12 protein-coding genes are annotated in these 14,315 nt (G+C 68.5%); 6 read left to right on the top strand and 6 right to left on the bottom strand.

Features of this window, described 5'->3' with window-relative positions; translation table 11 throughout:
* Positions 1-4 precede the first annotated feature (4 nt).
* Positions 5-955 carry a LysR family transcriptional regulator gene (locus HWY45_RS30735; protein ID WP_059880986.1) on the top strand — a complete coding sequence of 317 codons (951 nt, stop codon included), beginning with the start codon at positions 5-7 and terminating at the stop codon, positions 953-955.
* Between the two features lie 106 nt (positions 956-1,061).
* Here the strand turns inward: HWY45_RS30735 and HWY45_RS30730 are convergent, their stop codons facing one another.
* Both HWY45_RS30730 and HWY45_RS30725 read right to left on the bottom strand, forming a co-directional pair.
* On the bottom strand, positions 1,062-1,364 hold the full coding sequence (locus tag HWY45_RS30730; RefSeq protein ID WP_059880984.1) for a DUF4148 domain-containing protein: 303 nt from the start codon (positions 1,362-1,364) through the stop codon (positions 1,062-1,064).
* 220 nt (positions 1,365-1,584) lie between these two features.
* Positions 1,585-2,724 carry a porin gene (locus HWY45_RS30725; protein ID WP_059880982.1) on the bottom strand — a complete coding sequence of 380 codons (1,140 nt, stop codon included), beginning with the start codon at positions 2,722-2,724 and terminating at the stop codon, positions 1,585-1,587.
* Positions 2,725-3,036: 312 nt separating this feature from the next.
* Here HWY45_RS30725 and HWY45_RS30720 point away from each other — a divergent pair, with 312 nt between their 5' ends.
* The 5 genes from HWY45_RS30720 (at position 3,037) to HWY45_RS30700 (ending at position 9,203) form a co-directional block, all read left to right on the top strand.
* A complete protein-coding gene (locus HWY45_RS30720) occupies positions 3,037-3,498 on the top strand; it encodes a VOC family protein (protein ID WP_059880980.1) in 462 nt (153 codons plus the stop codon).
* Positions 3,499-3,592: 94 nt separating this feature from the next.
* Positions 3,593-4,834 (top strand): cytosine deaminase, encoded by a 1,242-nt coding sequence (gene codA, locus HWY45_RS30715; RefSeq protein ID WP_059880978.1) that lies wholly within the window; start codon positions 3,593-3,595, stop codon positions 4,832-4,834.
* A gap of 150 nt (positions 4,835-4,984) precedes the next feature.
* Positions 4,985-6,331 carry a chloride channel protein gene (locus HWY45_RS30710; protein ID WP_059880975.1) on the top strand — a complete coding sequence of 449 codons (1,347 nt, stop codon included), beginning with the start codon at positions 4,985-4,987 and terminating at the stop codon, positions 6,329-6,331.
* A 190-nt stretch (positions 6,332-6,521) separates the two neighbouring features.
* The gene (locus HWY45_RS30705; RefSeq protein ID WP_059880973.1) at positions 6,522-7,844 is read left to right on the top strand and encodes a TIGR00366 family protein; all 1,323 of its coding nucleotides are present in this window, start codon (positions 6,522-6,524) and stop codon (positions 7,842-7,844) included.
* Positions 7,845-8,018: 174 nt separating this feature from the next.
* Complete coding sequence (locus HWY45_RS30700; RefSeq protein WP_124490561.1) at positions 8,019-9,203, top strand: glycosyltransferase; 1,185 nt, start codon at positions 8,019-8,021, stop codon at positions 9,201-9,203.
* 82 nt (positions 9,204-9,285) lie between these two features.
* Here HWY45_RS30700 and HWY45_RS30695 read toward each other — a convergent pair whose 3' ends face one another.
* From HWY45_RS30695 to HWY45_RS30680, 4 genes are all read right to left on the bottom strand, one after another.
* Complete coding sequence (locus HWY45_RS30695; RefSeq protein ID WP_059880971.1) at positions 9,286-10,704, bottom strand: cytochrome-c peroxidase; 1,419 nt, start codon at positions 10,702-10,704, stop codon at positions 9,286-9,288.
* A gap of 82 nt (positions 10,705-10,786) precedes the next feature.
* Positions 10,787-12,454 (bottom strand): phospholipase C, encoded by a 1,668-nt coding sequence (locus tag HWY45_RS30690; RefSeq protein WP_059881026.1) that lies wholly within the window; start codon positions 12,452-12,454, stop codon positions 10,787-10,789.
* Between the two features lie 239 nt (positions 12,455-12,693).
* On the bottom strand, positions 12,694-13,407 hold the full coding sequence (locus HWY45_RS30685) for a lytic polysaccharide monooxygenase (RefSeq protein WP_059880968.1): 714 nt from the start codon (positions 13,405-13,407) through the stop codon (positions 12,694-12,696).
* A gap of 367 nt (positions 13,408-13,774) precedes the next feature.
* Positions 13,775-14,248, bottom strand: coding sequence for an Lrp/AsnC family transcriptional regulator (locus HWY45_RS30680; protein ID WP_017329536.1), 474 nt, complete (start codon positions 14,246-14,248; stop codon positions 13,775-13,777).
* Between the last annotated feature and the right edge of the window lie 67 nt (positions 14,249-14,315).

Genomic DNA, 14,315 nt, shown 5'->3' with positions numbered 1-14,315 from the left:
GGTAATGGATACGCTTCAAAACATGCGGGTGTTCACGCGCGTCGTCGAGACGGGCAGTTTCACCGCCGCCGCGCAATCGCTGAATTCGACGACGGGCGCGATGTCGCGCGCGGTGTCGGAGCTCGAGGCGCGGCTGCGCACCCGCCTGATGAACCGCTCGACGCGCCGTCTCGCGCTGACCTCCGCCGGCGAAAGCTATCTGCGGCGCTGCCGGCAGATCCTCGCCGACGTCGATCGCGCGGAAGAGGAAGCGAGCTGCGCGCACGAGCGGTCGGCCGGCGTGCTGCGCATGCACAGCTTCGCGAGCGTCGGCCATCACTACGTGCTGCCCGCGCTCACGCGCTATCACGCGCAGTTTCCCGACGTGTCGATCGAGCTGTCGCTGTCGCAGCGGATGCCGGACCTGTTCGACGGCACGAGCGACATGGCGGTCGTGACCGCGTCGTCGCTGCCCGATTCGGAACTCGTGTCGCACCTGCTCGGCTCGACGTTCAGCATCCTGTGCGCGTCGCCAGAATACGCACGCCTGCACGGCGCGCCGGCCCGGCCGCAGGACCTCGGCGCGCACGCGTGCCTGACCCTGTGCACGCCGGCGTTCCCGACGCACGAATGGCTGCTCGAAGGGCCGGGCGGCGTCGAACAGATCCACGTCACGGGGCCGGTGCAGACCAACACCGCCGAGTCGCTCGCGCTCGCGATCCGCGACGGCATCGGCATCGGGATGCTGCCGCTGTATTCGGCGATCGACGCGCTGCGCGACGGTTCGCTCGTGCGCGTGCTGCCGAACCATATCCTGCAGAAGATGAACGTCTATGCGCTGTATCCGTCGCGCCGCTTCATCGACGCGAAGGTGCGGACCTGGGTAGAGATGCTGCGCGCGGAAGTGCCGGGCATGATCGCGCGCGACGTTGAGATGCTGATGGCGCTCGACCGGAGCCCGCAGCAGGCGGCGTGATGGGTGGCGTCATGGCCTGCGTCGCGGGTCGATTCCCCGGAACGATTGACTCGCGCGCACCGCGCGCATGCCCGGACCACGGGCATGCACACGGCGCCGTTCGTGCTTACAGCGACGGCTTCGCGGCCGTGCCCGATTCCACTGCCGGGGTGCCGGCCGGGCCGTACGCGGCCGTGGCGGCCTTGTGCTCGGCGAGACGCTTCGCGTCGAGGCGCGCCTGCGCGGCCATGATGTCGTCCGGATAGTTGCCGGCGTCGCCGGTCGACGGGTTGTAGCCGACGGATTCGAGGTCGTACAGTTCCTGCAGCACCTGCGCGCGCGTGACGTGCGACGACGACTGCGCGAACGACAGGGCAGGCGAAGCGAGCAGCACGGCGGCTGCGGCGGCGGTGACGACGAGCGATTTCACGATTTCCTCCTGGGTATGCGATGCGGTCCGGCAATTAGCGAGTGATCCGAACCGTTGACCGAAGTCTACGCAGCGGCGGCGCGCGCAAAAACCCCGATTCCAGGCAGGCAGCCTTCCAGAACGAGCAACATTGAAGCGGCGCCCGGCGCGCACGCGCCAAACGAAAAACCCGCCTTCGCAGGCGGGTTCGTCGTATGGCGGGCGCGTCGTGCGACGGCGTTCAGAAGCGCGTGCGCATGCCGATCGTGCCGACGACCTGGTTCGGCGTGCTCGATGCGCCGCCCGAGCCGTTGATGAACGCCTGGTAGCCGCGGCCGGACGCGTGCTGGTAGATCGCTTCCGCATACACGTCGGTGCGGCGCGACAGCTTGTAGACGGCCTGCAGGTCGACCTGGTGCCACTTCGGATCGGTGCCGTGCCTGCTGTCCGGGCGCGACACGGTGGCGTCCGTGTACACGTACGCGGCGCCGAGGCTGAAGGCCTGCGTCACCGCATAGCGCACGTTCACGTCGTAGTTATTGAACGCGATTTGCCCGGTCGAGCCGAACGAGCCCGTGTTGTCGTACTGCGAGCGCGTGTACACGAAGCCGACGGTGGCCGGGCCGAACGCATAGTTGATGCCGCCGCCGTACGAACGCATGCGATCCGAACCGATCGACCAGCCGCCCTGGTTCAAGCCCTTCGCCTCGGCGGCGTCCGTCGCGCCCGGGCTCGCGCTCGTCGTGCCCTTCGTGCCGTTCATCTGCAGGTACGCGCCGGCCAGCTTCAGCGGGCCGTTCGTGTAGCTCGCGGCGGCGCTGTACGCGCGGTTCGCGCCGAAGTTCGTCGCGTTCGAGAACGCGTACATCGCGCCGAACTTGAAGCCCGCGATCGTGTCGCTCGTGTACTTGACCGCGTTGTTGATGCGCAGCGAGTGGTTCAGGTTGTCGTTGTCGAACGGATGCGCGAAGCTCGCGTCGCCGAAGTCGCCGGCGGTGGCCGACAGCGGTGCGACGAAGTCGACCATCGTGTCGTACTGGCGGCCGAGCGTCACCGTGCCGAAGCCGTTCCGGCTCAGGCCGATGTACGCGTGGCGGCCGAACAGCTTGCCGTCCTGGCCGAGCGCGCCGTTGTTGACGTTGAAGCCGTTCTCGAGCACGAACAGCGCCTTCAGGCCGCCGCCGAGATCCTCGGTGCCGCGCAGGCCGAAACGGTTGCCGTTGATCGTGCCGCTGTTCAGGCGCCACAGCGACGCGCCGTTCGCGTTGTTGGTGTAGACGATGCCGGCGTCGATCAGGCCGTACAGCGTGACCGAGCTCTGTGCGTGCGCGAGCGGGGCGAACAGGGCGACAGCTGCGCCGGCGACAAGGGTTTTTTTCACGTAAAGGCTCCTGCGTGTGGGACTGCGGACAAAAAGTTCGGCGCAAGTATAGGGACGCACGCCCGGCGATTTCGGCAGGGCGGCGCGACAGCTCCGTTGCAGATCGCGCAAGAGTGCTTCACAAAACCGACATGCAGCGGCGCATGCGCCGCAGGCGGGCCGCACGGGCGGAATCGCGCGCGGCGGCCGAGGCGCGAATGCCCTGCTGATGTCGCGCCGTCGCAACACGGGGTGGACGGCCGCGCGGCGGTTGATCGGCGCGCCGCGCGCGCGGAGAATGGGCGTTTCATTCCCTCGCGCCGGAGACCGAAGATGACCACGCCCAGCCGCCGTCCGTCCGTCAGTGCCGCCGTGTTCTACCGCGATCCATGGGCCGCGCTCGACTGGCTCGAGCGCGCGTTCGGCTTCGTGCGCAGCGTCGTCGTCAGCACGCCGGACGGCCAGCTCGCGCATGCCGAGCTGAGCTGCGACGGCGGCACCGTGATGATCGGCGGCGAATGGGCCGACTTCGTCGCGAGCCCGCTGGGCGTCGGCGGCAAGAACACGCAGTGCGTGCACGTGCAGCTCGCCGACGGCATCGACGCGCATTGCGAGCGCGCGCGACAGGCCGGCGCGGCGATCCTGCAGGCGCCGGCCGACCAGTTCTGGGGCGACCGCACCTATCGCGCGCGCGATCCCGAGCAGCATGTGTGGACGTTCGGCCAGCAGGTGCGCGCGGTGTCGCGCGACGAGGCGGCCGCCGCCACCGGGCTGCGGATCGAAGGCTGGTCGTGACGCGCGGCTTCGCCGCATCAGCCATTTCCTTTGTCGATTTCACGTCACGCGTTCGCCGCGCCCGGCGCGCGGACGCTTCATGCCAGGACCCCACATGAACCTGTTCAACGTACGCTTGCGCGGCCGCGACGGCCTCTTCACGATCGGCATCGACGCGGGCCGGATTGCCCGCATCGACGCGCAGCCGGCCCGCATCGATGCCATGCACGGCGATGATGCCGACGCGGGCGGCCGCCTCGCGATCCCGCCGCTCGTCGAGCCGCATATCCATCTCGACGCGGTGCTTACCGCCGGCGAACCCGCATGGAACATGAGCGGCACGCTGTTCGAGGGGATCGAGCGCTGGGCCGAACGCAAGGCGACGATCACGCACGAAGACACCAAGACGCGCGCACATGCGGCGATCGGCATGCTGCGCGACCACGGCATCCAGCACGTGCGCACCCATGTCGACGTGACCGACCCGTCGCTCGCCGCGCTGAAGGCGATGCTCGAGGTGAAGGAGGAGGCGCGCGACGTGATCGACCTGCAGATCGTCGCGTTCCCGCAGGAGGGGATCGAATCGTTCGACGGCGGCCGCGCGCTGATGACGCAGGCGATCGAGATGGGCGCGGACGTCGTCGGCGGGATTCCGCATTTCGAGAACACGCGCGAGCAGGGCGTCAGCTCGATCGGCTTCCTGATGGATCTGGCCGAACGCACCGGCTGCCTCGTCGACGTGCACTGCGACGAAACCGACGATCCGCATTCGCGCTTTCTCGAAGTGCTCGCCGAGGAAGCGCGCGTGCGCGGCATGGGCGCGCGGGTGACGGCGAGCCATACCACCGCGATGGGCTCGTACGACAACGCGTATTGCTCGAAGCTGTTCCGCCTGCTCAAGCGCGCGGGGCTCAACTTCATCTCGTGCCCGACCGAGAGCATCCACCTGCAGGGGCGCTTCGACATGTTCCCGAAGCGGCGCGGCGTCACGCGCGTCGCCGAACTCGACCGCGCCGGCATCAACGTGTGCTTCGGGCAGGATTCGATCAAGGATCCATGGTATCCGCTCGGCAACGGCAACATCCTGCGCGTGCTCGATGCGGGGCTGCACATCTGCCACATGATGGGCTATCAGGATCTGCAGCGCGGCCTCGACTTCGTGACCGACCACAGCGCGAAGGCGATGCAGCTCGGCGACGGCTACGGGATCGCGGTCGGCCGGCCGGCGAACCTCGTCGTGCTCGACGCCGACAGCGACTACGACGCGCTGCGCCGCCAGGCGAAGGCCGCGCTGTCGATCCGGGGCGGCAAGGTGATCATGCGGCGCGCGCCGGAGCGGATCGACTATCCGGCGTGATCGTCGGGAGGTCGATCGATCAATCATTCTTTGAACGCATGAGTTGATCAGAAAAATGCGTTTGTATCATGAGGGCCGGAAGCCTAGGATGCGGGCTGGTTACGGCGTGCGCGACGCGCGCCGTCCGCTCCGCTTCCGTTGGCCGACTCCATGCGCTCCGATCTCCCGCCTGCTTCCTCCGCACCGCCGTCTTCGTCCGGCAGCCCGCTCGTCAAACTCGCCGCCGTCATCGTGCTGACCGGCGCTGGCGCCGGCCTCGGCGGCATGCTGCTCGCGCTGCTGCTGCACGCGATCCAGCATGCCGCGTACGGCTACAGCACCACACACCTCATCGGTAACGAAAGCTTCCTGGCCGGCGTGAGCGCGGCCGACCCGCTGCGTCGGCTCGTCGTGCTGACCGGCTGCGGGCTCGTCGCCGGCGTCGGCTGGTGGGCGCTGTACCGCTACGGCCGGCCGCTCGTCAGCATCCGGCGCGCGATTCGCGCGGACGATCCGCGGATGCCGGCCGCCAGCACGACGCTCCACGCGCTGCTGCAGATCGTCACTGTCGCGCTCGGCTCGCCGCTCGGCCGCGAGGTCGCGCCGCGCGAGATCGGCGCGCTGCTGGCCGGCCGGCTCGCGCATCGAGCGGGGCTGTCGCCGGCCGACTGCCGGCTGATGGTCGCGTGCGGCGCCGGAGCGGGGCTGGCGGCCGTCTACAACGTGCCGCTCGGCGGCGCGGTGTTCGTGCTCGAAGTGCTGCTCGGCACCTTCGAGCTGCGCGCGCTGGTGCCGGCCGTCGCGACGTCGGCGATCGCGGCGGCGGTTGCGTGGCTCGGCCTCGGCAACGAGCACCAGTACAGCGTGCCGCCGTTCGTGCTGAGCGCGTCGCTGGTGGCATGGTCGGCGCTGTGCGGGCCCGTGTTCGGGCTCGCCGCGTACGGCTTCGTGCGGCTCACGAGCCGGGCGCGCGCGGCCGCGCCGAAGGACTGGCGGCTGCCGGTGCTCGCGCTGCTGAACTTCGCGGCGATCGGCTGGCTCGCAATGCGCTTTCCACAGTTGCTCGGCAACGGCAAGGGCGCGGCGTCGCTGAGCTTCGACGGCGCGCTGACGATCGGGGTCGCGGCGACGCTGCTCGCGCTGAAGGTGCTGATCACCGCGAGCAGCCTGCGCGCGGGCGCGGAGGGCGGGCTGCTGACGCCCGGCCTCGCGAACGGCGCACTGCTCGGCATCGTGCTCGGCGGCGCGTGGAGCCTCGCGTGGCCGGGCGCGTCGGCCGGCGGATGCGCGCTGGTCGGCGCGACGGCGTTCCTGGCGGCGTCGATGCAGATGCCGATCACCGCGGTCGTGCTGCTCCTCGAGTTCACGCGCGTGGGCCATGACAGCCTCGTGCCGATGCTGTTCGCGGTGGCCGGGTCGCTCGCCGCGTACCGGTGGGCCGAGCGGCAGGCCGAACGCCGTGCCGCCGCGCAGCGCGAGACCGTGCCGGAACTGGCGGTCGCGGTTCGCCAGCCCTGACGCTTCGGTACGCGGTATCGACGAACCATCCGAATCGAGTCCGGGAGAACAGACACCCCATCCCGTTTCCCACGCATCCCGATGCGGTTCGACGCGCGAACTTCGGTTCTGTGCAAGAATCCGCGCGGCCCGCGCATCTCCAACAACCATACCCGTGCGGCCGTTCATATCAGGAAACGAGGAGCCCAAGTTGATCCAGCGCATTTCCCGCTTTTTCACGCAGGTGGTCCACCGCGTGCTGCCCGACCCGTTGATTTTCGCGATCCTGCTGACGATCGTCACGTTCGCGCTCGCGTTCGGCCTCACGCCGAATTCGCCCGCGCAACTCACGACGATGTGGGGCTCGGGCTTCTGGAACCTGCTCGCGTTCTCGATGCAGATGGTGATGATCCTCGTCACCGGCCATGCACTCGCGAGCTCGCCGCCGGTCAAGCGCGCGCTCGTCGCGCTCGCGAGCACGGCGCGCACGCCGGGGCAGGGCGTGATGCTCGTCACGTTCGTCGCCGCGCTCGCGTGCGCGATCAACTGGGGCTTCGGCCTCGTGCTCGGCGCGATGCTCGCGCGTGAGGTCGCGCGGCGCGTGGCCGGCAGCGACTACCGGCTGCTGGTCGCGTCCGCGTACATGGGCTTCCTGAGCTGGCACGGCGGGCTGTCGGGCTCGATTCCGCTCGTAGCCGCGACGAAGGGCAACCCGATGGAGAAGACCATCGGCCTGATCCCGGTGTCGCAGACGCTGTTCACCGGCTACAACGCATTCGTGACGATCGGCCTGATCGTGATGCTGCCGTTTCTCGCGCGCATGATGATGCCGAAGCCGGGGGACGTCGTCAGCGTCGATCCGGCGCTGCTCGCGGAGCCGCCGAGCGTCGAGCGCACGCTCGGGCCCGATGCGACGTTCGCCGAGCGGCTGGAGGAAAGCCGTGCGCTGTCGGTGCTCGTCGCGATGCTGTGCGCGGTGTTCCTCGTGCTGCGCTTCATGCAGAAGGGCTTCGTGCTCGACATCGATACCGTGAACCTCGCGTTTCTCGCGGCCGGCATCCTGCTGCACCGCACGCCGATGGCCTACGCGCGCGCGGTAGCGGGCGCGGCGCGGGGCGCGTCGGGGATCATGATCCAGTTCCCGTTCTATGCGGGCATTCAGGCGCTGATGGACCATTCGGGCCTCGCGGGCGTGATCACGAAATGGTTCGTCGACGTCGCGAACGTCCACACGTTCCCGCTGCTCGCGTTCCTGAGCTCGGCGGTGATCAATTTCGCGGTGCCGTCGGGCGGCGGCCACTGGGTCGTGCAGGGGCCGTTCGTGATGCCGGCCGCGCAGGCGCTCGGCGCCGATCTCGGCAAGGCGGCGATGGCGATCGCGTACGGCGAGGCCTGGACCAACATGGCGCAGCCGTTCTGGGCGCTGCCGGCGCTCGCGATCGCGGGGCTCGGCGTGCGCGACATCATGGGCTACTGCGTGACCACGCTGCTGTTTTCGGGCGTGGTGTTCGTCGCCGGGATGTACCTGTTCTAAGCGGCGGCGTCGAAGTCGATCGCGACCCCACCGGGGCGCCGGTTGGCGGCACAGGGGGGCTGTGTTATAAAGTGCCGCGCCGCGGTTATGCCGCATTCCGAAAATTGAGCGGTTTTTCGCATAAGAATCATGGTTGAACGGGGTATCGACGAGGGCCGGGACACGCGGGTGCGCGTGCTGTTCCATGTAACGGATTTCGGCAATGGCGGCATCGAGTCGTCGCTGATCCAGTGGCTGCGGATTCTCGACCGCACGCGTTTCCGGATCGTGCTGTCGGTGACGTACGCGTCGCCGATGCTGGCCCAGCGCTTCCGCGCGCTGATTCCGGCCGACGTGCCGGTCGAGATCCTCGTGCAGCCGCGCTGGCTCCGCTATTTCCAGGACCGGCGCCATGCGAGCCGGCTCGGCAAGGCCGGGCGGATCGCACGCGACATCCACGGCGCGTTCGCCGTGCGCCCGCACATCGCGCGGCGGGTCGCGGAACTGGCGCGCAACGTCGACGTGATCGTCGACTACGACCTGTCGCTGCGGCGGCTCGCCGGCCGCTTCGGCGTGCCCTGGATCGGCGTCAATCACTTCAGCTTCATCGCACGGCTCGGCGGCCAGGGCCGCCGCGTGCGGCGCCTGATGAACCAGTACAACCGCTACGACAGCCTTGCCGCGCTGAATCCGCAGATGGCCGCCGAAGCCGGGCAGATGTTCGGCGAGCGGCAGCCGCGCGTGATGGTGCTGCCCAATGCGATCGACATCGACGCGATTCGCGCGAACGCGGCGGCGGCCCAGCAGCCGGTCGTGCCGGGCGGCGCGCCGTACATCGTGTCGGTCGCGCGCCTCGACGAGTTGCAGAAGGATCACCGCACGCTGCTGCGCGCGTACGCACAGCTGGTCGCGCGGCACGCGGTGGCCGAGCATCTCGTGCTGGTGGGCGACGGCGCGTATCGCGACGAACTCCGGCAACTGGCGGACACGCTCGGCGTCGGCGCGCGCGTGCATTTCACCGGGCAGATGAACAACCCGCACCCGGTGATGGCGGGCGCCTCGATCCAGGTGCTCAGTTCGAAGAACGAAGGGATGCCGATGGTGCTGATCGAGGCGCTCGCGCTGGGCAAGGCGATCGTGTCGACCGATTGCCCGACCGGGCCGCGCGACATCCTCGACGACGGCCGGGCCGGCATGCTGGTGCCGATCGGCGACGTCGACGCGCTGGCCGACGCGATGGCGCGCCTGCTGACCGACGATGCGCTGCGCGCCGATCTCGCGGCGCGCGCGCAGGCCCGCGCGGCGAGCTTCGGCATCGACGAGAGCAACCGGCGGCTCGCCGCGTGCATCGCCGCGATCCGCGCGCAGCGCGCCGGCTGATCGCCTTCAGCGAACGCGGCGGGTTTCACCGCCGCATTCGCATCATCCACTCACATCCGGTTCGACACCGGCCGCGCCGCGCTCAACGCGCCGGCGCGTCGGTCAGCGTGTGCAGGAATGCTTCGATATCCTGGATATCCTGCGCCGTCATCGCGGGCGCGTCGCCCGGCTTGCGGTCGAACGGCGCATCGGTCACGTCGACGTTGCCGCGATATTGCGCGGGCAGGTCGTCGTACGCGTCCACCTTGCCGTCCGGCCCGCGCGGATAGAACTTCTCCGGCGCCGTGTTGCGCTCGTTGTAGAACGCCATCACCTGATCGAGCGAGTGGAACACGCCGTTGTGGAAGAACACGTGGCGGGTGGCCGCATTGCGCAGCGTCGGCGTCAGGAACATCCCGCAGTACTGGGCCTGGTCCTTCAGGTCGTCGCGGAACGGCCCGCACACCCCGAGATCGTAAAATGCCGGATCGCGGTTCTGCGCGAGCAGGCGATTGCGCGGCGCGCCGAGCGCCTCGTACTGGAAGTCGGTGAACATCGGCGGCAGCCCGTCGGCGCCGGGCTTCGACAGGTGGCAGCCCGCGCAATTCGCCTTCGCCGGATCGTTGAACAGCCGCAGGCCGCGCAGCTCCGCCTGCGTGAGCCGCGCGCGGCCCTCGAGCCAGCGGTCGTACTTGCTGTCGTACGGGTGGAACGAAGGATCCTCGACCTGGTAGCGTGCGATCGCGAACATCGCCTCGGCCACCGACAGCCGTGCATCGTCGAAGATGCGCGCGCCGAACAGCTGCGTGAACTGCGCGCGGTACGGCGAGCGCGCGAGCTTGCGCGCGACGTCGTCGATGCTCGTGTTGGCCATCTCCACCGGGTTCAGCAGCGGGCCGAACGCCTGCTGCTGCAGCGTGTCCGCGCGGCCGTCCCAGAACAGCCCGCCTTGCGGCACGAGCTGCGGCGCGGCCGCCGTGCCAGCCACCTTCTGCGCCTTCACGACGCCCGCCGCCGACGCGGCCTGCTGCGCGACGCTCGCCGCGTCGTCGTTTTCGCTGGCGTCGGGGCCGATGCTGAAGTTCGGCTGCCGGTACAGGTACATCAGCGACGGCGGCGGCCGGTAGCCGTGCAGGGTCATCGCGATGCCGCCGGGCTGCACTTCCAGCGCGTTCGGCGGCCCGTACGCGTGATCGGGGCTGTGGCACGACGCGCACGATTGCTTGCCCGATGCCGACAGTGCCGGATCGAAGAACAGCGCGCGCCCGAGCTGCGCGACCGCCGACAGCGGCGCGGCCGCCGGGCGCTGCAGCACGATCGGGTGCGGGTTCGCGCCGGTCCAGCCCGCGACGACGTCGCCGATCGCGGCGGGCGTGTGCGCGGGAAACGCGACGGCGAACGCGGCATAGCCGATCGCGGCCGCGCCGAGCGCGAGCGCCGCGCGGCGCAGGAGACGGAGCGGGCGGCGCGGCGGGGTGGCCGAGGCGGGGCCGGGCGGCGGGAAGGCGGGGCGGGCTGTCATGCGGTCGATCGTGAAGGCGGCGTGTGGAAACGGAACAGGCCGGCGCGTCGCGCGCCGGCCTGACGGAGGATGACGTCGGCGATCAGATCGACGGCGCCGAGGCGAGCGCGGTGCCGAGCGTCGGATCGAGATACAGCGGCGTCGTGTTCGGCTTCGACGCGAAGTCGAACAGGCCGCGCAGGTCGCCCGCCAGCGCATCGAACGAGCCGCCGCCGATGCGCTGGCCGCCGAGCCAGTTGTCCTCGATGAAGCGGACCACCGATGCCTGGTCGATCATCGTGTGATCGACGTAGTTCTGCTTCGCGTACGGCGAGATCACGACGAGCGGAACCCGCACGCCCGGGCCGCAGCGGCCGTTGACCGGCTGGCCGTTCACGCCCGCGCCGGCCGCGCCGGTGCCGCACTGGCCGCTGCCGTTCAACTGGTCGACCGCATCGAACGACGCGTGCGTCGGGGCCGCGTACACGTGGTCGTACCAGCCGTCCGAATCGTCATAGGTGACGATCACGGCGGTGTTCTGCCAGTCGGGCTGCTGCTGCAGGAAGTTGACGACCTTCGTGACGAACGCCTGCTCGTCGAGCGGATCCGAATAGCCCGCGTGGCCGTCCTGCGCGGCCGGCGCCTTCAGGAAGCTGACCGACGGGAAGTTGCCGGACTTGACCGCCGCGAAGAAATCGTCGGTGTCGTACTGGTGGTTCGCAGGCTCGGCCGTCTTGCCGTCCGCCTGCACGCTCGAGCCGATCGCCGCGAGCGAACTCGGCCGCGTGTGCTGCGGGTTCGCGGTCGACGCGTAGTACTGGAACCAGTTGTGATGCGGGATGTAATCGGTCGTCGCGGCGTTCACCGCGGTCGCGACCGTGCTGCGGCTGCAGCCTGTCGTGCCGTTGCCGTTCACCGTCGACAGGTTGAAGCCGCCCATGAAGCCGCCCCACGTGATCTTCGCGCCGTTCAGCAGGTCGCCGATGTTCTTGCCGGCCATCATCGCCTGGTCGGTCGTGCTCGAGCACACGTCGTAGCCGGGGTCGACGTCGTTGATCATCGTGAAGCCGCCCTGGCCGTCGTTGATGTAGTACGAGCTGGCGGCGAGCGTCGACGGCTGCTTCGACGCCTTGACGATCTGCATGCCGTTGGTCTGGCCGGAGATCACGTTCAGCGCGCCCGGCGTCGACGGGCCGTACGACGTCGTGTACATGTTGTCGCTCATCGCGAAGCGCTGCGCGTAGTTCCACAGCGCGGTCACGGTGTTGCCGTCGAAGTAGCCCATCACCTGGCCCTTCGTGCCGAACGCGCCGGCGCCGCCGGACGAGCCCCTGCCCGTGTATTTCGGGAACAGGTCGGCGAGGCCGTTGTCCTCGGCCAGCTGCTCGGCCGTATACGCATGGTTCTGGTCGGCGGTCGCGGCCTGCGTGCGGTCGAGGCGGAACGGGTTCGCGGCGTCGGTGCCGTTCGCCGTGTTCGTGAAGTTCGGGTTCGCGGTGAGCAGCGTGCCCGACAGGCCGTTGACGGCCGGCGTGTTCGCGGCCGCGGCAAACGTCGGCTCGCCCGGCGGGTTCGTCGCGTTCGGGTAGGTGCCGAAGTAGTGGTCGAACGAAATGTTTTCGCCGTAGATCACGACGAGGTGCTTGATCGGCGTGGCGGTCTGCATCGCATCCTGCGATGACACGGTGGTCACGTCGTCGCTGCCGCCGCAGGCGAACAGGGCGAGGGCGGCGCCTGCGCAGGCGGTGACGAGCAAGGCTTGACGGAACATCTTCTGGAACTCCATGCGGGCGGGTCAGTGAATGCGGCACGCATGCGCAATGGAGGCAATCGCAGCGGGCCGGCGACGGGCACGCGCATTGAAACAGTTCAGTATGAAGATATGGAGGCCGGGCGCTTTCGGTGCCGTTACGCCGGAATGTCGGCTGTCTTACGCGCGTGTGGGGCCGCGCGGGCGGCCGGCCGCATGACGCGCCGGGCATCGCCCGCGCGCCATGCGATGGTGGCGGATCAGAACGGGCTGCGCGTCGTGTCGCCGTTGGTGAAGGTTGCGTCGACGACCTGATAGAAGCCCATCGCCGTGTCGGCCACTTCCCACACCGCGAGGATCACGTGATAGCCGGTGCGCACCGGCAGCCGGCATTGATGGACCGTCGGCTGCTGCGGCACCAGGTTCGCGTTCGGGTTCCAGTACGGCTGGCCGGGATTCTGGATCGTGCAGAACGGCGTGGGCTCGAACTGCGCGCGGGTCAGCTTCGCGGACGGATTCCAGTCGGCGCGCGTGATGAAGTAGTTCCAGCGGCGTGTCTTGTGCACGGCGCTGAATTCCCATTTGAAATTCTGCAGCGCGCCCGAGCGCAGCGGAATCTTCTGCCAGCGGCTCGGCGATTGCTCGTCCAGCACCGGCACCGGGCCGTTCGTGCTGGAGCTGGCGATCTCGCCGTCCTTCGGCGGCGCGGCGTTCTTCGCGTCGTCGGGCGCGAACGAATCCGACAGGCCGCTTTGCGTCGCGGGGAAGAACTTGCCGTTTTCCATCGCGTTTGCATGCCACGCGTCGACCGGGCAATTGGGGTTCTGGCCTTGCGTGCACAGCACGATGCGCGACGGCGGTTCGGTCAGGCGGCCGTGCGCGTGCGCGCCGGCCATCGCGCTCAGCAGCGCCGCGCCGGCCAGCGCGTGCCGCAGCATCACGGAAACAACGGATCTGCGAATGGTGTGTTTCATGGGCCCTCGGTCTGAATGGTTGTGTGCGCAACAAGACCGCTGCGGGATGTGCGGCAGCGGTGCGTGTCGACGCATCGTCGCGCGTAATGGCGGCAGCGATTATTCGCCACCGCGCATCATGACAATCGGCTTTCGCCGACAGGAACCATAGTCGGAAAAATCGGAAAAGGAAATTGAATCCGGATGAATCGCTGATTGAATCGAGTGAATTTCGATTCAGGTATCTGTCGTGCGGAATGTATCTGTTTTTAAACGAGTATTTTTAGACGTCCGCAAACCTGAGCGATCATTGTTTCGATTTTGTTGATCGGAATTTCGAATGGAGCGGCGTATCGAATCGCAATCGGCGATACGCCGCCCGCGCCGCTCAGCTTTCGACCGGCATCGCGCTCGTGCACTTGATCTCGTCGAGACACACGCTCGAATGCACGCCGCTCACGCCGGGAATGCGCATCAGCGTTTCGAGCAGGAACCGGGACAAGCCCTTCAGGTCGTGCGCGACTACCTTCAGCACGTAGTCGATGTCACCCGTCACCGAGAAGCATTCCTGGATCTGCGCGAGATCGGACACGAGCTTCTGGAACTTGGACAGGTCGCGGATATGCCCGCGCTCCATCGTCACGTGCACGAACGCGGTGACGCCGAAGCCGAGCGTGTCGGGGCAAAGCCGCGTCTCGTAGCGGCGGATCGCGCCGATTTCCTCGAGCCGCCGGTGGCGGCGCAGCGTCTGCGCAGGCGACAGGCCGACCGCCTTCGCCAGTTCAAGATTCGACGCGCGGCCATGCTCCTGCAGGATCGACAGCAAGTGGCGATCGATGCGGTCGAGTACCGGTTCAGGCATTTTTGTTTCCTCATGTGTCTCCCGGATGCAATCTTATCTCATAATGTAGGGTTTGCATGAACGGGTT

Source organism: Burkholderia stagnalis (genome assembly GCF_902830275.1).
Classification (GTDB): Bacteria; Pseudomonadota; Gammaproteobacteria; order Burkholderiales; family Burkholderiaceae; genus Burkholderia; species Burkholderia stagnalis.
This window is presented reverse-complemented; position numbering and strand designations above follow the sequence as displayed.